The organism is Streptomyces sp. NBC_00193 (assembly GCF_026342735.1).
GTDB classification, from domain to species: Bacteria; Actinomycetota; Actinomycetes; order Streptomycetales; family Streptomycetaceae; genus Streptomyces; species Streptomyces stoeckheimensis.
The window spans coordinates 1,624,025-1,641,276 of sequence record NZ_JAPEMM010000001.1 but is presented as its reverse complement, the minus strand read 5'-3'; the positions used below and the strand labels follow the sequence as shown (position 1 = coordinate 1,641,276).

The following is a 17,252-nucleotide window of genomic DNA, read 5'->3' as shown; positions in this document are numbered from 1 at the left end:
GTTGACGCGGGATTCCCCGACTCAGGATTCCCTGCGGCCTTCCAAATAGGTCGTGTGCGTCTGCTGACGGCGGGCCTCCGTTTCACGGAGGTCCGCCGTCATGCGTTCCGCTTCCTCCCGCAGCAGCGTCAGCTGCCGCTCCAGGTGGCGCTCGGGCGATTCGCCGCCCGCCGTGAGCCGGGTCCACCAGCGGGTCCGGTTGTAGGTGTCCACGCACTCCGGCACGTCCGTGCGGATGGCCCGGGTCAGCGCGTGCACCGCCTCCGGGTCGGCGGCCAGGACCCCCGCCACCCAGCCCGGCTCCAGCATCGCCGCGTACAGCTCCAGCAGCCCGGTCAGCACCTCGGCGGGCTCCGCCGGCAGGTCCACCTCGCCGACGTACTCCTGCAGCCGCGCGAAGTCCTCCCGTACGAAGCCCAGTTGCTCGGCGGGCTCCGGCGGGACCGGCGGCGCCGCCACGTCCGGCGGGGCGACGAGCGCGCCCGCCCCGTACAGCCCGGCGACCACCACCGGCCAGTACGTGCCGGCCACCCCGGTGAGGGTCAGGCCCACCCCGACCAGCCCGCAGGCGCTGCCGGTCAGGTTCTTCTTCGACTCCAGGTATTTCAGTGCCCTACTGGTAGCCACGGATCTCCTCGAAGGCTCCGTCCAGCGAACCGTTGCCGTCGGTGGCGTCGAAGAGGCGCCCGCCGGTCAGTTCGGTGATGTGGGCGAGTTCCTTGCGGTCCGAGTCGCCGAACAGCACCGCGAAGACCGGGGTGTGCTTCTGCGCCTCGGGCAGCCCCGCGTAGAAGGCGTCGAACTGCTTGGCCCCGGCGCCCGCGGTGTTCTCGCCGTCCGTCATCAGCACGATCGAGGTGAAGGCGTCCGCGTTGCCCTTGCCGAGCTGCTGGTACGCCGCCTGCAGACTGCTGTAGATGGCCGTGCCCCCGTCGGGCTGCAGCGACTTCACGTCCCCCCGGATCGCGTCCAGGGCGGGCCCGGGATTGCCGGGCTCGACCGTGTGCGTCAGGACCTTCTTCACCTTGTCGCCGAAGGGCAGCAGCGTGACCTCCTCACGGTCCCGGAACCGCTCCCCGGTGCCCGAACTCCCCGTCCCCGTCAGGTCGGTGAGCGCCGCCTTCAGCCGGCCGATCCGGTCCTCCTCGGTCATCGAACCCGAGGTGTCCAGCACGTACACCGTCCGCGAGGGCCGGCGCAGTTCGTTCTCGTAGCTGGCCAGCAGCCCGTCCGCCACCGACCGGGTGCCGGGGAAGGGGAGCTCGCGCCGCTTGTCCGGGTTCAGCCCGGCCGCCGGGGTCACCCCGGCCGTGACGGGCCGCCGGAAGGTCTTCTCGGTGATCGCCTTCTGCGCCTCGCCGCCGCTCAGGTACTCGGTCAGCGCCCGCCCCGACTCGCGGGCCCCGGCCGGGGCCGAGGTCAGCAGGGTCAGCGGGTAGTGGGCGGTGACCACGCCGTCGAGCGGCCGGATCACCGTCAGGTTCGTCTTCGCGTCCCGGTTCATCGACAGCAGCACCGACTCGTAGTTCACCAGCGCGTCCACGTCCCCGCGCTGGGCGTACGCGGTGGCCAGCCAGCCCGAGGAGCCGGACGTCAGCTTCTGCCCGGTGAAGAACCCCTTCAGCATCGGCTGCGCCTTCGCCACGTCGGCGTCGGTCAGCGCCGCCTGTGCGCCGGAGAGCCCCGAGGCCACCGAAATCAGCGCGGAGAACCCGGAGTTGGAGCGCACCGGGTCGGTCATCCCGTACGTCAGCTTCCCGCCGGCCACGGCCTCGTGGACCGCCGACCAGGTCACCGACTCGGGCTTCCAGCCGAGCCGGGCCAGTGCCTCGGGCTTCACGCCGAGGGCGACGGGCGAGGACATCACCGGGGTCTCGCTCGACAGCTTGCCCGCGGCCTCGGGCCGCAGCCGCAGGTAGTCGTTGGAGGAGAGCCATACGGCGTCGTACTTGCCGTCCGCCTTGCCGGAGGCGATCTGCTCGACCGCGTCGAGGGTGCCCGACATGGTCAGCTCCACGCCGACCCCGGTGGCGGCCTTCGCCGCCTTCAGCACCTCGTCCATGTCGGACAGCTCGCTGGAGGCCAGGACGCGCAGCGTGCCCTCCCGGTACTCGGTCTGCTTCGGCTTCGGGTGGTCGGAGTTCTCCGCGCACGCGCTCGCCCCGAGCAGGGTGGCGGCGAGCGCCACCGCTGCGGCGAGCCGTCTGCGTATGACAGCGCTTCGCATGCTCATCGGTCGTTGCCGCCTTCCAGGGCGCTCGCGGTGCGGGTGCGCGCCAGGTACGCGGAGGCGTTCTGGAGTTCGCCGGTCAGGGACTCCACGGTGGCGGCCATGTTCTCGGTCGCCTGCACCTTGAAGGTGTCGATGGTGTCGAGCGTCTTGTAGATCTGGGCGAAGGCCGTCCGAAGCGTCTCCGCACCGACGGCCGGGTCGGCGGCGATCCGCTGGATCTCCCCGCTCTGCGTGGACAGCATCTCCGCGTTGCCGCGGATCAGGCCCTCCGTGGTGTCGCGCAGGGTGTCGATCTGCTTGATGACCTCGCCCTGCGTGTTCAGCGCCTGCGCCAGCATCACGGCGATCCGCAGCGCGGACACCGTCGTGGTCGCGGCCCGGTCGACGCCCTTGATCAGCTCTTCGTTGTTGCGCCTGACCACGTCCATCGCCAGGTAGCCCTGCGCGCAGACGGCCAGCTGGGTCAGCAGGTCCTGGTGCTTCTGCCGTACGGGGAACAGCACGTCCACGCGCAGCGCGTCGGCCTGCTGCGGGTCGGTCTGGTCGGCGATCCGCTGCTCGACGGCCGCGTCCAGGGCCTCGGTGAGCACCGCGTACTCCTGGAGCTTGCCCATGGTCTCCCACAGGCGGGCGCGCTCGGTGTGCAGGGCGGCGTTGTCGCGGCGCAGCTCGTCCTGGCCGCCGCGCAGCGCGCCGACGATCCGGTTGAGGGTGGCCTGCGAGGAGGCGTACTTGGCCACGTGGTCGCGGAACTTGTTGCCGCCGGGCAGCTTGGAGAGGAGCTTGCGCACGCCCCTGCCCGAGCCGGTGGAGCTGTCGCTCGGATCCAAGTCCTCCACCGTGCGGCGCAGTTCGACCAGCGATCCCGCGACGCGGGCCTGGGCGTCGCCGCCGCCGTCCGTGCCGAGGGAGCGTACGGCCCGGTCCAGCATGCGGTTGGACTGCTGGGCGGCGCCGCGGATGTCGGCGGCGCCGAGGCCGGCGATCTCCCCGATGCGGTTCGCGAACTCGGGGGAGCGGCTGTCGATGCCGGCCAGCGAGCCGACGTACTCCCCGGCCCGGCGGGCCATCTCCTCGCGCACCCCGTCCTGGAGCGGTACCAGGCCGGAGGCCTGCTCCCGCCGGACGGGGGCCACGGGTTCGGGAGCGGTGAGGACGAGCGGGCTGTTCTCTGGCGGTGTCAGTGTCATGGTGTTGTCCTCCCCCTATCCCTTGGCCCGCGCGGCCAGCGCCATCAGGACCTTGACGGTCGGTGCGCTGACCTGACGGAGTCCGGTCAGCCCCGAGTTGAGGTACGCGCTGTGCGGCGCGGTGGCGGCGGTGAACTCGGCCACCCCCTCCGTCGGCCGGAACCCGTGGCGGACCACGAGCGAGCGCAGCTTCGGGTCGGTGGCCAGCAGGGAGCCGAGCTCCTTGGCCTTGTCGCTGATCGGCACGAAGGTGTGCGGGGAGTTGACGGTGGTGTCGGGGTAGAGGACCACCATGTCGCCCGGAGCCTGCTTCTGCTGCAGGAGGCTGGCCACCTGGGACTCGTAGGCCAGGATGAGAGGTTCTCCGCTGCCGCTGATGAAGGCGCGGAAGGGGCCGTCCGTGCTCTGCTCCAGGGCGCCCTGGACGGAGATCAGCTTCTTCATCAGGGGTGCGGTCCGGTCGATGTCGGCGTCGTTGGCGACGACGGTCGTGCCGTTGGCGACGTTCGAGGTGGTGGCGAGGAAGAGCGCGCCGGAGTTGGAGGTGCTGGGGTCGGTGGTCTTGACGAACACCGTGCCGGCCAGCTCGGGGTAGGCGCTGGTCCCGCCCTGGAGCTCCTGCCACTTCTTGTCCTCGGCGGCGGCCTTGAGGAAGGGGCCGAGGAGGAGGGTGCCGGTGTTCTTGCCGTTCATCTTCGCGAGGCCGTGCTCGCTGAGCACCTTGGCGGCGTTGGAGCGGGCGATGACGACGAGCGGGGAGAAGAAGGGCTTGGTGTTCTGGGCGCCCTTCACGCCCGCCTTCTCCTCGATCCCCTCGGTCGGCTCAGTGCTGCTGGGGAAGGCGAAGTCGAAGTCCTTGAGGGCGAGTTGGTCCATCGCCCAGGATCCCGAGGTTTCGGTCTTCACGGTGTAGCCCTTGTCTGCAAGGGCCTTGACGACGTCGGGGTCGCGGAAGAACTCGGACTTCTCCGAACCGATGACGCCACGCACGGTCTTCGTTGCCGTGCCCTCCGGCTTCTGTCCTCCGATGGCGATGACGGCTATCACGCCGCCGACCAGGAGGACCGCCAGGGCGATTCCTAGGATGCGTCTCACGGGTGCAGAGTGCTCGCGGAAACCCACATTCCGCGCGGAGTTGAGTGAACGAGAGGTGACCAGGCGGTCCCACTTCGAAATGCTGTGTGGGCCCTGGGGTGCTGGTTCACGGGGCGGCGGGCCGGGAGGATCGTCCCATGGGTGGCGTGAGCGCGTTGAAGTGGCAGGGCTGGTTGGTCGCCCTGGTGTTCGTGGCGGGACTGCTGGTCTTCGCCCCGCTGGGGCTGTACGTATGGGCGGGCGGGCGGCCGGCGGTCCGTCCGGCGGGGGCCGCGCCGGACGACGTACGGATCACCGACTGCCGGATCGACCCGGCGAGCCGCCGCGTGGTGGCCTCGGTCGAGGCGGTGAACGGCTTCCCGGAGCCGGGCGCTTACGTGGTCACGGTGGAGTTCCGTGAACAGCCCGTGCCGGGCCCCGCCGACCGCGGCCCGCAGGTGCTGGTCAAGATCCCGGGCGTCGCCCCGGCCGCGACGGAGCGAGCCGACGCAGTCGGCCCGGTCTGGCCCCCGGCCGCAACCCCCTGGTGCGGCATCGCAGCAGCGGACTTCGCCCCGGACCCGCCCACTCTCAGCCCCTCCGGCGTTTGAGGAGCGGGGGTCCGGGGGCCGGCCCCCGGGAACGGCGCCGCGCACATCCCCAGCCCCGCCGGCGTTTGAGGCGCGGGTCCGGGCAGCGCCCGGGGAACGGTGGAAGGGCGGGTAGGGGACTTCGCCCCGCAGGGACGACCCCGCTGCGCGGGGCCTGCGCGGCCGACCGGGGCCGGGGCGCCCACCGGGCAGCGGTGAAGCGGGTTGCACGTTCAAGCCCCGCAGGGCATGGCGCCCGGTCCGGAGCCTCCGCGGCCCCGGACCGGGGCCGTCAGTGGGCGCCGACGAGGTCGAGCGCGGCGGCGTGCGCGTCCATGCGCTCGGCGGCGAGGATCGCGACCGTGGTGTCGGCGCGGGACGCGGCGACGAGCAGGGCGCGGGCGGCAAGATCGTGGGCGCGCTGGTGCAGCGCGGCGGCGGCGGCCTCGGCGTCGGGCTCCCGGCCGGGCCGCTGCGGTGCGCGGGCGGGCTCGGTCCCGCGCAGGCGGGTCACCTGGGCGGCGACGACGGCGGCGGCCTCGTCGAGGCCGAGCTCGTCGGTCACGGTGAGCAGCGCGGCGAGGTGCCCGGCGAGCTGGATGTCCAGGGCTTCGGCGCGGCTGCTGCGGGGGTAGTCGCTGCGGTGGACGCCTATGCGGGGGTCGACCGCCTTGGTGCGAATCGGCTCGTACATGGGGGCCTCCTGCGTGGTCAGGGGACCATCCTACATTGGATCCGTTCTAAAGTTGAGCTGAATCTTGGTCCTGTGTGTCGGCTTGAATGTGTCTTGTCATGGCCGGGGCGCAACGCCCACTCTTCTCCTTTCGGTGCACGCGTGTGCGGAACGTGCGGGCCGACAGGCGTGATGCTCGGGGGACGGAATGGCTGGGGCCGAAGGCGCGTCAGGCGTGTCGCATGCGCTGGACGCATCGGATACATCGGGCGTAGAGGCAGTGGTACGGAGCGACGCGGCGCTCCTGGAGGAGGACCTGGCGGCCTTCCTGGCCTCCTTGGCCACCGCGCCCGCACGGCCGGGCCCGTCCGCACCGCAATCGGTGTACGAGGCGGTGCTGGGGCGTTCCCTGTACGCCCCGGTCGCCGACGCCGTCGGCTCGAAGGTGGGCCAGCAGGCCCTGGCCCCCACCGCGGGAGCGCCCGCGGGCCGGGCCCCGCTGCGGCCCTCGATGGTGTTCTGGGCCTACCGCAACTACCGGGGCTTCCCCGGCCCGGCCGGCGAGGACGACTCCGCGGCGGACCTGGCCGCGGTCCGCCGCGCGGCCGTGGCGGTGCGCGTCCTGCTGAAGGCCGCGGTCGCCCTCGACGACATCCAGGACGGCAGCGGCATCCGCTACGGCGAGCCCGCCCTCCACGTCACGCACGGCATCCCGCTCGCCCTCAACACGGGCTCCCTGCTGATCACCGCGGCGCTGGAGCACGCGGCCGACCCGGCCGTCGTACGGAGCCTCCTGCAGTCGGTCGGCCGGGGCCTCACGGGCCAGGCCGTCGACGTCTCCACGCGCACCGCGCTCACCCGCGCCGAACTGGCGGCCGCGCCCCGCGGCGAGCGGGTGGCCTTCTGGGAGTCGATGGCCGCGCTCAAGACGGGCACGCTGTTCCGGATGCCGCTGGACGCGGCGGTGGCGGCCCTGGGCGTGGTGGAGGACGAGCGCAGGGTCCTGGACGAGGCCATGCGCAACCTCGGACTGGCCAGCCAGCTCTTCAACGACCTGACCGACTTCGTGCCCGAGTTCGGCGGCCGCGCCACCCACGAGGACTTCGGCCAGCTGAGCAACCGGGTCCTCCTCGAACTGCTCGACTCCGCGCCCGACGGCCTGCGCGCGTCGGGCGAGCTGGTGGGGGCGCGGCTGAAGGAGTTCGTGCTCGGTCATCCGGAGCTGCGCCGCACGCTCCTCCTCCTCGCGGCGCAGGCGGTGGAGCTGAAGCGCTCGGCGATGGAGGCGGTGCGCGGCGTGTGCCGTTCCGAGCACAGCGCCCGCTACTTCGACGTGACGATCGAACGCAAGGGCCACCTCATCGACCGGCTGCACACGACGCTCCTGAAGGGTGACGGCGCATGAGCCCCACGGACTGCCACACGGTCGTCGACCGCATCCGGGCGAGCACCCGCGGACGGCACCAGGACCTGGAGGGCACGCCCTTCTCCCTCGCGATGCTCGCCGGGACGCTCCCGCTCGACCGGTACGTCGACCAGCTCGCCGCCTACCGCCGGGTCCTGGGGGCGCTGGAGGCCGAACTCTCGCGCGCCACGGACCCGTGCGTCACCTCGGTGTGGTCGGCGGACCTGGTCAAGATCCCGTGCATAGACCGCGACCTGATGCACTTCGCCGAGGACGGCGTGTTCCCGGCGTCCACCGCGGCCGCACCGGCGGACGCCCTCGCGCGGGAGATCCGCGCCGCCGCGGCCTCGGACCCGCCGGCCCTGCTCGGGTTCCTCTACGTACTGGAGGGCTCCACGCTCGGCGGCGCGATCCTGCGCCGGTACGTCGCCGAGGCCTACGGGCTGCGCGACACGGACGGCGTGGCGTACTACGCCAGCGGCGACCGCGAGCGCTGGGCCGGCTTCACGGCGCGCCTGAACGCGGCGCTCCCCGGCCCCGGCGAGCAGGACCGGGTGCTCGCCGCCGTGGGGCGGGCCTACCACCACGTCGCCGCGATCTCGGCGGCCCTGTCCACCGGACTCGTCGCCGCCGAAGCGTAGAACCGCTACGGCTGGCTGTACCCGTCGAGGAAGTTGCCGATCCGGGTGACCGCGTCGGCGAGGTCCTTCGCGTTGGGCAGGGTCACGATCCGGAAGTGGTCGGGCTCGGGCCAGTTGAAGCCCGTACCGTGCACGACCATGATCTTCTCCTCGCGGAGCAGGTCGAGGACCATCTGCCGGTCGTCCTTGATCTTGTAGACGGACGGGTCCAGCTTCGGGAACAGGTACAGCGCGCCCTTGGGCTTCACGCAGGTGATGCCGGGGATCTGCGTCAGCAGGTCGTAGGCCGTGTCGCGCTGCTCCAGGATCCGCCCGCCGGGCAGCACCAGGTCGTTGATCGACTGCCGTCCGCCGAGGGCGGTGGCGATGGCGTGCTGGGAGGGCATGTTGGCGCAGAGCCGCATGTTCGCCAGGATCGTCAGGCCCTCGATGTAGGACGAGGCGTGCTTCTTGGGCCCGCACACCGCCATCCACCCGGACCGGTAGCCGGCGACGCGGTAGTTCTTGGAGAGCCCGTTGAAGGTGAGCGTCAGCAGGTCCGGCGCGATGGCGGCGGTGTTCGTGTGCGTGGCGCCGTCGTAGAGGATCCGGTCGTAGATCTCGTCCGAGCAGACGATCAGGTTGTGGCGGCGGGCGATGTCCGTCAGCCCGCGCAGCATCTCGTCGTCGTAGATGGCGCCGGTCGGGTTGTTCGGGTTGATGATCACGATCGCGCGGGTCCGGTCGGTGACCTTGCGCTCGATGTCGGCGAGGTCCGGCATCCAGTCGGACTGCTCGTCGCAGCGGTAGTGCACGGCGGTGCCGCCGGCCAGGCTGACGGACGCGGTCCACAGCGGGTAGTCCGGCGCCGGGACGAGCACCTCGTCGCCGTCGTCGAGCAGCGCCTGCATCGACATCTGGATCAGCTCGGAGACCCCGTTGCCGATGTAGATGTCCTCGACGTCCAGGTCGATGCCCTTGGTCTGGTAGTGCTGCATGACCGCACGGCGCGCCGAGAGCAGGCCCTTCGCGTCCCCGTAGCCGTGGGCGTTGCCCAGGTTGCGGAGCATGTCCTCAAGGATCTCCGGCGGGCACTCGAAGCCGAAGGCCGCGGGGTTGCCGGTGTTGAGCTTGAGGATGCGATGACCTGCTGCTTCGAGCCGCATCGCCTCTTCGAGGACGGGGCCGCGGATCTCGTAGCAGACATTGGCGAGTTTCGTTGACTGGATCACCTGCATGACGGGAGCTTACGGGGCCCGATGCGGGCGCGCTCCGCTATTCGACCCGGAGCGGAGGGGTGGGCACCAGACCGATATGTCCCCTTTCGCACAAAGCTTGGGTACGGGCGCCACGAGCCCTTGGAAACCGGGGCCGCGGCCCCGCTCCGGCCTGCGGAATGGGTGGGTCCGACGGAGGGGGCCGGACCGGTGTTGCGCTCGTCACCCTGCCCGGTCCTAAGGTGTCCGCGGCGCGCGGCAGTGATCAAGGAGAGCGGGGGGCGCGGGAGATGGGCGATGTGGGAGCGGGCGGCGGGGGCGGGCCGGGGGCGGTGCCGGTGCCGGGGGCAGGGGCGCGGGCGGACCTTCCCTCGGTGCTGCGCTTCGCGACCGAGCTGTGCGCCTGGGTGGCGGCCCCGTGGGCGCTGGCCGGCTGGTCGGTGACGGCGGCGGTGGCGAGCGTGGTGCTGCTGATCGGCCTGCCCACGGTGTTCTCGACCCCGGGGGACAAGGCCCAGGTGATCGTCGCGGTGCCGGGCGCGGTGACGATCGCGCTGGTGCTGCTCCAGCTCGTCGTGGCCGTGGCGGCGTCATGGTCAGCCTGGCCCGTGTGGGCGGCGGTCCCGGTGACGGCCCTCGCGGGGGCCTGCCTGGTCGCGGAGCGCACCCGGTGGCGCGGGCTGCTGGCGGCGACGGCGCGGGCCTGAGGAACGCGAAAAGGGGCGGGGCGCCACCGGTCGGTCGGTGGTGCCCCGCCCCTGCTTTCGGGGTGGCGCTCAGGCCGTGCCGGCCGCGGCGGGAATCGTGGTCGTCGCCCCGGAGCGGATCCGGCGGACCCGGCCCTGGGCGTCCAGGTGCTGGAGGTCCCGGTGGATGGTCATCCGGCTGACGCCCAGTTCCCGTACGAGATCGGCGACCCGTACGCGGCCGTTGGCCCGTACCGCTCCGGCGATCAGCTCGCGCCGCTCCTCGCACGGCATTCCCCGTCCGGGGGTGCGCTGCGCCGCGGGCACGGTTACTTCGCCTCGGCCTTGAGGATCTCGGCGAGCTCCTCGTCGGACTCGCGGCCCGGGGTCGGCAGGTTCCACTTGGTGATCGCGAAGCGGAAGATGAAGTAGTACAGCGCCGCGAAGCAGAGTCCAATGCCGGCCAGACCCCACGGGTTCGACGCGATGCCGAGGTTGAGGACGAAGTCGATCGCGCCGGCCGAGAAGCCGAAGCCGTCCTTCATTCCGAGCGCCCAGGTCAGCGCCATGGACACACCGGTCAGGACCGCGTGGATCGCGTACAGCACCGGGGCGATGAACATGAAGGTGAACTCGATCGGCTCGGTGATGCCCGTGATGAAGGCGGTGAGCGCGAGGGAGAACATCATGCCGCCGACGACCTTGCGGCGCTCGGGGCGGGCGCAGTGGACGATCGCGAGGCAGGCGGCCGGGAGGGCGAACATCATGATCGGGAAGAAGCCGGTCATGAACTGTCCGGCGGTCGGGTCACCGGCGAGGAAGCGGGCGATGTCGCCGTGGACGGCGCCGGTCGGGGTGTCGAAGGAGCCGGCCTGGAACCACGGGAAGGAGTTCAGCAGGTGGTGCATGCCGATGGGCAGGAGCGCACGGTTGAAGACGCCGAAGATGCCCGCACCGACGGCGCCGGAGTTGACCAGCCACTCGCCGAGCCCGTGGATGCCCTTGCCGAGGACCGGCCAGATCAGGCCCATGACGATGCCGATGACCAGGCCCGCGAGGGAGGACATGATCGGGACGAGGCGGCGGCCGCCGAAGAAGCCCGCCCAGTCCGGCAGCTTGGTCCGGTAGAACTTCTGGTACAGCAGGGCGACGACGATGCCCATCACGACACCGCCGAGGACGCCGGCGTTGACGGGTGCATCGACCAGGACGACCTGGTGGTTCACGACCTTCTCCACCTGCGGCAGGCTGCCGTCGGTGAAGGTGCCGAGCACGTTCGAGAAGACGAGGTAACCCGCCACGGCCGCGAGGCCGGTGGAACCGTCGGCCTTCTTCGCGTAGCCGACCGCGATGCCCACGGCGAAGAGCAGCGCCAGGTTGTTGAAGATCGCGTTGCCGCCGGCCGCCATGTACGAGGCGATGTCGTTGCACCAGCCCGGCAGCGACTTGCTGCCCAGCATGTCCTCCTGGCCGAAGCGCATCAGCAGCGCGGCGGCCGGCAGCACGGCGATCGGCAGCATGAGGCTGCGGCCGAGGCGCTGCATGACCGCCATGGCGGCGGAGTTCTTCTTGGCAGACGGGGCCGTCTGCTCGGCTGTACTCACGGTTGCTTCCTCCAGAGGAAACGGGGTGTGTTGCCAAGGCAGGCAGCGCTTGTGTGGGCTGGGCAACAGCGAAGGAAAATGCGCCATTTGCAGCGCGATGTTCCAGTTGTAACACGGTTAAAACCGCATAAACCCATGGTCGTAAAGACTGCGGACCTACGACCCGAAGGCTGAGGCCCCAAGCCCCCCGAGTCACGTGCCTTCCGGCGATGTCAGAGGGGCCAGGTACCTTCCGGGCAGGGGGAAAGGGGATCCGCATGCACCAGCCGACGATCATCCGGGGGGACGCGACCAGTCCGCAGGCCCGGGGGCCGAAGATCATCGCGCACGTCTGCAACGACCTCGGCGGGTGGGGCAAGGGCTTCGTCCTCGCGCTCTCGAAGCGCTGGAGCGAGCCGGAGGCCGCGTACCGCGCCTGGCACAGGGGTCGCAGCGGGAACGACTTCGCGCTCGGCGCGGTACAGCTCGTCCAGGTCCGCCCGGACATCTGGGTCGCGAACATGGTCGGCCAGCACGGCATCCGCACCGGCAGCGGCGGCCCGCCCGTCCGCTACGAGGCGATCGAACGCTGCCTCGACCGCCTGGCGGCCCACGCCACGGAACGGGGCGCCTCCGTCCACATGCCCCGTATCGGCTGCGGGCTCGCGGGCGGCAAGTGGTCCCGCATCGAGCCGCTCATCCGGGACGAGCTGTGCGCGAAGGGGATACCCGTCACGGTGTACGACTTCGGCTGAAGGATGTGGCGGAAGGTCTGTCGCGGGCGGGCCCGATGGGTGTCAAGCCCCGACTTTCCGTGCCGTGACGGCAGGTCCGGCCCGGGGCGCAATGGAGTGACGGTGACGCCGGAGAACGGCGGACGGGTGACCCCGCCCCACCGCATTCCATGACATGGGGAGCCTCTCCCCATGATCGCCATCCGGACCCGACGTGTCGTCCCGCTGCTGATCGCCACCCTCCTGGCCGGCGGAGGCGTCTCGCTCTCGTCCGTCGCTGTCGCCGCTCCCGCCGCTCCCGGCGCGACGGCCGCAGGCCTCACCACGGACTCCGACACCCCGCGCCCCGTCAAGGACCTCAGCCGCAAGAAGCCCAGGACCGTGAAGAAGCTGATCCGCACGGTCGAGAGGTCGGGCGTCGGGGCCACCCATCCGGACCCTTTCAACAGCGTCAACGTCGACGGGAACGAATGGGCGCGGGACTACTCCACGCCCTGCGTGGAGCTGGACTGCGTGCGCTGATCAGCCGGCGCGCACGGGTCCCGGGTCGGGGGTGAAGCCTCTGGTGAGCAGCCGGCCGGCCAGTGCCAGTTCCCAGGCGAAGACCGGGAGGGCGGCGGCTGCGCCCGCCGGGGAGAGCTGGTCGTAGGCGCCGAACATCACGGCTGCGGCCGAGACGCAGATCAGGGGGCCGCCGATCAGGCCGAGGACGGCGATGGGGCGCGGGACGAGCCGTGCGCGGTAGGCCAGGTACGCGAGCAGGACGGTGTTCAGGCCGAGGGCGACGTTGGGGCCGAGCAGGAACGTCCAGTCGTGCACGGCCACCAGCGCGGCGTCGGCGCCGTCCGCCGCCCCCGGCTCCCGCCGCAGGGTGACGAGCGCCAGGACGGAGACGATGCCGACGGCGATGACGGCCGCCTCCAGCAGCCGCCCGAAGGCGTACCCGAGCGCGAGCCCCTCGCCGTGGCGCCGCAGGACGGGGAACAGGGCCGTCCCGGTGCCGGCCACCGCCACCACCAGCACCACCTCGCAGAGCGCGCCGATCAGGGCCTGCGTGTCGGCGCCCTGCGCGAGCCGGCCGTCCGCCGCGCCCAGCAGGGGGCGGTAGAGGGCCGCCCCGGCTATCGCGGAGACCTCGGTCAGCAGGAACAGCAGCCCGGCGGCCACTGCGGTTCTCCGGTCCGGACTCATCTTCTCGGTACCCCTCACTCGATGGAGGTGTACGCCGTACACCTTGCAGCGACCATAGGTGTACGGCGTACACTCGTCAAGGTGAGGACGAACCGGCAGGAAGCCAGCGGCACGCAACGGACCCCCCTGAGCAGGGACCGCGTCCTGCGCGCCGCCGTCGCGCTCGCCGACGCCATCGGCATCGACGCGCTCAGCATGCGCAGGCTCGCGCAGGAGCTGGACGTCGTACCGATGGCCCTCTACAAGCACGTGGCCAACAAGGAGGAGCTGCTCGACGGCATGGTCGACGCCGTCGTCGGCGAGGTCGACCCGCCCGCCACGGGCCCCGACTGGCAGCCCGTGGTCCGCGGGCGGATCCTCTCGGCCCGCCGGGTCCTGCTCCGCCACCCCTGGGCGGCCCGGGTCATCGAATCGCGGACCGCCCCCACCCCGGCCGTGCTGGCGTACCTGGACTCGATGGCCGGGATCTTCCGGGAGGGCGGCCTCTCCGCCGACCTCACGCACCACGTCATGCACGCGATGGGCAGCCGCCTGCTCGGCTTCAGCCAGGAGCTGTTCGACACCTCGGGCCCCTCCGGCCCGCCGGACCCGGCGCTGGCGGCGCACTACCCGCACATCGCGGAACTGGCCGCGACGGCCGCGCACGACGAGGCCTCCACGGTCGGCGGCAGTGGCACCGGCGGTGGAGGCGGCTGCGACGACCAGTTCGAGTTCGAGTTCGCCCTGGACCTCCTCCTGGACGGCTTCGAAGGCCTCCGCCGCCGGGGCTGGACCTCCTCGCGCTAGGCCGGGGGAACTACGCGGCCGCGGCGGCCGGTTCGCGCTCCGCGACCGCCGCCGGGTAGCTGCGCTGGGCCTCGCGGTCGCGCAGGCACCACCAGAGGATGCCGAGCACCACCGAGGCGGCGCCGGTGCAGACGCCGACGGTGCGCACGTCGCAGACGGTGAGGAGGCCGCCGAAGAGGGCCAGGGAGACGCGGGCCATCGCGCCGTACGTGGTCATGTGGAGGCTGGAGACCCGCCCGCGCACCGCCGCGGGGACGGTGGCCAGCAGCACGGTGGTGTCCAGGGCGATGACGACGCCACCGGCCAGCCGCATCACGCCCAGCAGCGCCACCGCCAGGACCGGGTGCCCCGCGAGGAAGAAGGCCCCCCAGGCCAGCCCCTGGACCACGTAGGCCGCGGTGTACGCCGCCAGGTGCCGGCGGACCGCGAAGCGGGCGGCCAGGACCGTGCCGAGGATGACGGCGACCCCGTCCGCCACGTAGAGCGAGCCCAACACCGCGCCGCCACCGCCGAGATGGCCCGTGGCGTAGGCGGCGAGCAGGATGTCGTACGCCCCGCCGATGCAGCCCCAGGCGATGCCGATCCAGACGACGGAGCGCGCCAGCGGCAGCTCGCGCAGCACCCGCAGACCCGCGGTCAGCTCCTTGCGCATCGGCGCCGCGGGCTCCGGGGCCGACGCCCCCGACGCCGCGGGCTCCGCGTACGGCATCGGCCGCCGGGCCTGCGCCAGCAGCGGTACGACGGCCAGCACCTGCAGCGCGCACGCGACGGCCATCGCCCCGGCCGGGCTCCAGCCGGCCAGCGCACCGCCGAGCGAGGCGCCGACGACGGTCATGGTCCCCGAGACGGAGCCCAGCCGGGCGTTGGCGGCGGGCCGGGACTCCGGTGCCACCACCCCGTACAGCCACTGCTGACGGGCCGGCGGCCAGAGGGTGTTGCCGAGTCCCTGGAGCCCGTAGAACGCGGCGGTGATCCAGATGCCGTGGTCGAGGAAGAGCGCCATGCCGAGGACGCATACGGCCTGCGCGACCATCGAGCCGACGGCCAGGCGCCGCACGTCGAACCGGTCCGCGAGGGTGCCGGCCACCATCATGAACGCCAGCGCGGGCACGGTCCCGATGAGCTCCACGGCCGCCAGCGTGGCGGGGGAGGAGTCCTGCAGCACCTGGATGAACAGGCTGATCTGCATGACCCAGGTCGACCCCGAGGACAGCGCGCTCGCCGTCCAGAGACGCGCGGTACCGCTGTGGCCCTGGTCGGGGCGGGTGATCATCCGGAGCATCCGGAGATTTGATCACACCGGGATGTGAGCCGTGAGCACCCCGCCCGCAGGTCAGCGCTCGATGATCACCAGGGGGATCTCGCGGGGTGCGGCCGCCGCCTGGTGGTCCTCGTAGGCGGGCCACAGGGCGGTCACGGCCTCCCAGTAGGTCTCCCGCTCCGCCGGGGTCGCCGTCCGCGCGCGGGCCTGCGCGGTCAGGGCGCCGACCTGGAGCCGGACCTCGGGGTGGGCGGTGAGGTTGCGGTACCAGGAGGGGACGCCGGGCGTGCCGTCGGCCGCGGTGGCCAGGACGATGTGGCGGCCGTCGTCCTTCGCGTAGATCAGCGGCGTGCGGACGGGCCGCCCGGAGAACCGGTCGAGGGTGGTCAGGAGCAGCGTCGGAACCCCGTGCCACAGGTGCCCGTCGGCGCCGGACGTGTCCACGTACGCGCGCACGTGCGTGGAGAGCTGGCCCGTCGGAGGGTCGGCCGGGTGGTCCCAGTCAACGGTCGTGGCCGTGGGGGAGTCGATCGCCATCGTTGTCGTCCTTCCGGAATCGGCCCCCGCGCGGGCTAACGAGCATCCATCGATTCTGGATGCGCATCGTCCCGCCCGCACCTCGGGGCGGACCGGGGAGACCGGTCCGCCCCGCTCCGGGCCCACCTACGGGAGGTAGCGTTCGAGCGCCCTCGCGCCCTCCTTCTCGATCAGCTTGCGTGCCTTCTCGACCCGTTCCGGCGTCGGGTCCTGGCCGCGTGCCATGACGAGGTCCTCAGGGTCGAACGGGTGCTCCGACCCCGTGTAGAGGTGGGCGGGGCGCTTGGGCTGCTGGTCCGATTCACTGTCCATGGCTACCTCCTGCTGTGTCCCCCTGGCCCCCATCCTCCGGCCGCGCCCCCATGAACGCACCTCGGGACCGGGACCGGGTCGGGACCGGGCCGTCGCTCAGGCGCTGACGGCCGCAAGTGCGGCCGTCAGCGCGACGATCGCCCCGCAGATGCCGAGGTTCACGATCCTGTGCTCCCAGAACACCGCCACGAACTCCCGGATCGTCGCGCTCGGCCAGAAGTACTTCGCCGTCGGCGATCCCAGCACCTGGCCGTTCACCCCGGCCTTGCGGGCCATCATCGCGGCGCGGAAGGCGTGGAAGTTGTTGGTGACCACCACGCAGCGGTAGCCGGGGTCGGCCGCCTCCATGACCGTGCGGCTGAACAGGAGGTTCTCCTCCGTCGTGCGGGACCGGTCCTCCAGCCGCACGTGCTCCTGCGGCACGCCCTCGGCGATCAGCCAGTCGGCCATCGCCCGCGCCTCCGCGAGCTTCTCGTCGCTCCCCTTGCCGCCCGAGGTCAGCAGCAGCGGCACCCGCCCGCCGCGGGCGATCTGCGCGTCGTGGATCTCCCGGCCCTTGCGCAGCCGCGAGGCCAGCAGCGGCGGGACCCGGTCGCCGCCGATGAGGCCGGAGCCGAGCATCACCACGAAGTCGACGTCCCCGTGCACCGTGATCCGGCCGTAGAGGAAGGCGTAGGCGAGGAAGCAGAGGAAGAGGAAGGAAACGTACCCGGCCAGCAGGACCACGCCCACCACCACCGCGTCCCAGGCCTGGGAGCCGCGGTTGCCCAGGGTCAGGACGAACGCGATCAGGGCGAAGATCCCCATCCCGGCCGCGAAGGAGAGGAGGGCCGGGCGGCGGCCCTCCTTGCGGATCACCGTCACGGCGTTGCCGATCAGGAAGAACCCGAGTGCGATCGTGCCGAGCGCCGGGACCAGGAAGACCAGCGCCACGACGGCCGTGTCGAGCCCGGCGGGCAGGTAGGGGACCAGGGTGAGCAGGGCGACGGACAGGAATATGAGGGTGAGGCCCAGATAGACCGCGTTGCGGAAGCGCCGACGGTCCTCCCGGACGCTCACGCCGAAGAGGACGAGGAAGAGAGCGGCAGGAACAAAGGCGTACATGCCGCTCATCGTATGTGCGGCATCCGTTCGGTCGGCGGCCGATCAGCGCCCGATCC

Annotated in this window: 20 protein-coding genes; 7 read left to right on the top strand and 13 right to left on the bottom strand. The window is 71.9% G+C overall.

Going from position 1 to position 17,252, the window contains the following annotated elements; translation table 11 throughout:
- Window positions 1-21: 21 nt before the first annotated feature.
- The 4 genes from OG898_RS06905 to OG898_RS06890 are packed head-to-tail and all read right to left on the bottom strand — an operon-like array spanning window position 22 to window position 4,518.
- Window positions 22-627 (bottom strand): hypothetical protein, encoded by a 606-nt coding sequence (locus OG898_RS06905; RefSeq protein WP_250742860.1) that lies wholly within the window; start codon window positions 625-627, stop codon window positions 22-24.
- Window positions 614-2,233, bottom strand: coding sequence for a substrate-binding and VWA domain-containing protein (locus OG898_RS06900; RefSeq protein ID WP_250742859.1), 1,620 nt, complete (start codon window positions 2,231-2,233; stop codon window positions 614-616). Before OG898_RS06900 ends, OG898_RS06905 begins: the two co-directional genes overlap by 14 nt.
- On the bottom strand, window positions 2,230-3,423 hold the full coding sequence (locus OG898_RS06895; RefSeq protein WP_250742858.1) for a toxic anion resistance protein: 1,194 nt from the start codon (window positions 3,421-3,423) through the stop codon (window positions 2,230-2,232). Before OG898_RS06895 ends, OG898_RS06900 begins: the two co-directional genes overlap by 4 nt.
- A 15-nt stretch (window positions 3,424-3,438) precedes the next feature.
- On the bottom strand, window positions 3,439-4,518 hold the full coding sequence (locus OG898_RS06890) for a substrate-binding domain-containing protein (RefSeq protein WP_250742857.1): 1,080 nt from the start codon (window positions 4,516-4,518) through the stop codon (window positions 3,439-3,441).
- Window positions 4,519-4,664: 146 nt separating this feature from the next.
- On the opposite strand from OG898_RS06890, the gene OG898_RS06885 reads away from it, so the two are divergent.
- Window positions 4,665-5,108 (top strand): hypothetical protein, encoded by a 444-nt coding sequence (locus OG898_RS06885; RefSeq protein ID WP_266955624.1) that lies wholly within the window; start codon window positions 4,665-4,667, stop codon window positions 5,106-5,108.
- Between the two features lie 271 nt (window positions 5,109-5,379).
- On the opposite strand, the gene OG898_RS06880 is transcribed toward OG898_RS06885, so the two are convergent.
- A complete protein-coding gene (locus OG898_RS06880; protein WP_250742855.1) occupies window positions 5,380-5,781 on the bottom strand; it encodes a hypothetical protein in 402 nt (133 codons plus the stop codon).
- Window positions 5,782-5,995: 214 nt separating this feature from the next.
- Here OG898_RS06880 and OG898_RS06875 point away from each other — a divergent pair, with 214 nt between their 5' ends.
- Together OG898_RS06875 and OG898_RS06870 are read left to right on the top strand one after the other, a co-directional pair.
- Complete coding sequence (locus OG898_RS06875; protein ID WP_266955621.1) at window positions 5,996-7,165, top strand: polyprenyl synthetase family protein; 1,170 nt, start codon at window positions 5,996-5,998, stop codon at window positions 7,163-7,165.
- Window positions 7,162-7,806 carry a biliverdin-producing heme oxygenase gene (locus OG898_RS06870; protein ID WP_250742853.1) on the top strand — a complete coding sequence of 215 codons (645 nt, stop codon included), beginning with the start codon at window positions 7,162-7,164 and terminating at the stop codon, window positions 7,804-7,806. The genes OG898_RS06875 and OG898_RS06870 overlap by 4 nt, the downstream gene beginning before the upstream one ends.
- Before the next feature lie 5 nt (window positions 7,807-7,811).
- Here OG898_RS06870 and OG898_RS06865 read toward each other — a convergent pair whose 3' ends face one another.
- Complete coding sequence (locus OG898_RS06865) at window positions 7,812-9,023, bottom strand: pyridoxal phosphate-dependent aminotransferase (protein ID WP_250742852.1); 1,212 nt, start codon at window positions 9,021-9,023, stop codon at window positions 7,812-7,814.
- A gap of 269 nt (window positions 9,024-9,292) precedes the next feature.
- Here OG898_RS06865 and OG898_RS06860 point away from each other — a divergent pair, with 269 nt between their 5' ends.
- On the top strand, window positions 9,293-9,709 hold the full coding sequence (locus OG898_RS06860; protein WP_266955619.1) for a hypothetical protein: 417 nt from the start codon (window positions 9,293-9,295) through the stop codon (window positions 9,707-9,709).
- Window positions 9,710-9,778: 69 nt separating this feature from the next.
- Here OG898_RS06860 and OG898_RS06855 read toward each other — a convergent pair whose 3' ends face one another.
- Together OG898_RS06855 and OG898_RS06850 are read right to left on the bottom strand one after the other, a co-directional pair.
- A complete protein-coding gene (locus tag OG898_RS06855; protein ID WP_250742850.1) occupies window positions 9,779-10,015 on the bottom strand; it encodes a DeoR family transcriptional regulator in 237 nt (78 codons plus the stop codon).
- 2 nt (window positions 10,016-10,017) lie between these two features.
- Window positions 10,018-11,241, bottom strand: a complete 1,224-nt coding sequence (locus OG898_RS06850; protein WP_266960109.1) for a PTS transporter subunit EIIC — start codon at window positions 11,239-11,241, stop codon at window positions 10,018-10,020.
- A gap of 308 nt (window positions 11,242-11,549) precedes the next feature.
- Here OG898_RS06850 and OG898_RS06845 point away from each other — a divergent pair, with 308 nt between their 5' ends.
- Together OG898_RS06845 and OG898_RS06840 are read left to right on the top strand one after the other, a co-directional pair.
- The gene (locus tag OG898_RS06845) at window positions 11,550-12,026 is read left to right on the top strand and encodes a macro domain-containing protein (RefSeq protein WP_266955616.1); all 477 of its coding nucleotides are present in this window, start codon (window positions 11,550-11,552) and stop codon (window positions 12,024-12,026) included.
- 171 nt (window positions 12,027-12,197) lie between these two features.
- Entirely contained in the window at window positions 12,198-12,527 is a 330-nt protein-coding gene (locus OG898_RS06840) for a hypothetical protein (protein ID WP_266955614.1), read from the top strand.
- On the opposite strand, the gene OG898_RS06835 is transcribed toward OG898_RS06840, so the two are convergent.
- Window positions 12,528-13,196 (bottom strand): DUF4386 domain-containing protein, encoded by a 669-nt coding sequence (locus tag OG898_RS06835; RefSeq protein WP_266955612.1) that lies wholly within the window; start codon window positions 13,194-13,196, stop codon window positions 12,528-12,530. It lies immediately after the preceding gene.
- An 81-nt stretch (window positions 13,197-13,277) separates the two neighbouring features.
- On the opposite strand from OG898_RS06835, the gene OG898_RS06830 reads away from it, so the two are divergent.
- Window positions 13,278-13,982, top strand: a complete 705-nt coding sequence (locus tag OG898_RS06830; RefSeq protein ID WP_266955610.1) for a TetR/AcrR family transcriptional regulator — start codon at window positions 13,278-13,280, stop codon at window positions 13,980-13,982.
- Between the two features lie 10 nt (window positions 13,983-13,992).
- Here OG898_RS06830 and OG898_RS06825 read toward each other — a convergent pair whose 3' ends face one another.
- The 4 genes from OG898_RS06825 to OG898_RS06810 form a co-directional block, all read right to left on the bottom strand.
- Entirely contained in the window at window positions 13,993-15,264 is a 1,272-nt protein-coding gene (locus tag OG898_RS06825; RefSeq protein ID WP_266955608.1) for an MFS transporter, read from the bottom strand.
- A gap of 51 nt (window positions 15,265-15,315) precedes the next feature.
- The gene (locus OG898_RS06820) at window positions 15,316-15,780 is read right to left on the bottom strand and encodes a nitroreductase/quinone reductase family protein (protein WP_266955606.1); all 465 of its coding nucleotides are present in this window, start codon (window positions 15,778-15,780) and stop codon (window positions 15,316-15,318) included.
- Window positions 15,781-15,906: 126 nt separating this feature from the next.
- A complete protein-coding gene (locus tag OG898_RS06815; RefSeq protein WP_250742843.1) occupies window positions 15,907-16,092 on the bottom strand; it encodes a hypothetical protein in 186 nt (61 codons plus the stop codon).
- 96 nt (window positions 16,093-16,188) lie between these two features.
- Complete coding sequence (locus tag OG898_RS06810) at window positions 16,189-17,196, bottom strand: YdcF family protein (protein WP_266955604.1); 1,008 nt, start codon at window positions 17,194-17,196, stop codon at window positions 16,189-16,191.
- Window positions 17,197-17,252 lie beyond the last annotated feature (56 nt).

What these genes read in the sequence shown, in the direction of transcription:
- OG898_RS06840 (WP_266955614.1), top strand. Translation starts at nt 12,198, where the DNA reads ATGATCGCCATCCGGACCCGACGTGTCGTCCCGCTGCTGATCGCCACC.
- OG898_RS06860 (WP_266955619.1), top strand. Translation starts at nt 9,293, where the DNA reads ATGGGCGATGTGGGAGCGGGCGGCGGGGGCGGGCCGGGGGCGGTGCCG.
- OG898_RS06865 (WP_250742852.1), bottom strand. Translation starts at nt 9,023, where the DNA reads ATGCAGGTGATCCAGTCAACGAAACTCGCCAATGTCTGCTACGAGATC.
- OG898_RS06815 (WP_250742843.1), bottom strand. Translation starts at nt 16,092, where the DNA reads ATGGACAGTGAATCGGACCAGCAGCCCAAGCGCCCCGCCCACCTCTAC.
- OG898_RS06820 (WP_266955606.1), bottom strand. Translation starts at nt 15,780, where the DNA reads ATGGCGATCGACTCCCCCACGGCCACGACCGTTGACTGGGACCACCCG.
- OG898_RS06850 (WP_266960109.1), bottom strand. Translation starts at nt 11,241, where the DNA reads ATGGCGGTCATGCAGCGCCTCGGCCGCAGCCTCATGCTGCCGATCGCC.
- OG898_RS06870 (WP_250742853.1), top strand. Translation starts at nt 7,162, where the DNA reads ATGAGCCCCACGGACTGCCACACGGTCGTCGACCGCATCCGGGCGAGC.
- OG898_RS06880 (WP_250742855.1), bottom strand. Translation starts at nt 5,781, where the DNA reads ATGTACGAGCCGATTCGCACCAAGGCGGTCGACCCCCGCATAGGCGTC.
- OG898_RS06900 (WP_250742859.1), bottom strand. Translation starts at nt 2,233, where the DNA reads ATGAGCATGCGAAGCGCTGTCATACGCAGACGGCTCGCCGCAGCGGTG.
- OG898_RS06825 (WP_266955608.1), bottom strand. Translation starts at nt 15,264, where the DNA reads ATGCTCCGGATGATCACCCGCCCCGACCAGGGCCACAGCGGTACCGCG.
- OG898_RS06895 (WP_250742858.1), bottom strand. Translation starts at nt 3,423, where the DNA reads ATGACACTGACACCGCCAGAGAACAGCCCGCTCGTCCTCACCGCTCCC.
- OG898_RS06810 (WP_266955604.1), bottom strand. Translation starts at nt 17,196, where the DNA reads ATGTACGCCTTTGTTCCTGCCGCTCTCTTCCTCGTCCTCTTCGGCGTG.
- OG898_RS06845 (WP_266955616.1), top strand. Translation starts at nt 11,550, where the DNA reads ATGCACCAGCCGACGATCATCCGGGGGGACGCGACCAGTCCGCAGGCC.
- OG898_RS06835 (WP_266955612.1), bottom strand. Translation starts at nt 13,196, where the DNA reads ATGAGTCCGGACCGGAGAACCGCAGTGGCCGCCGGGCTGCTGTTCCTG.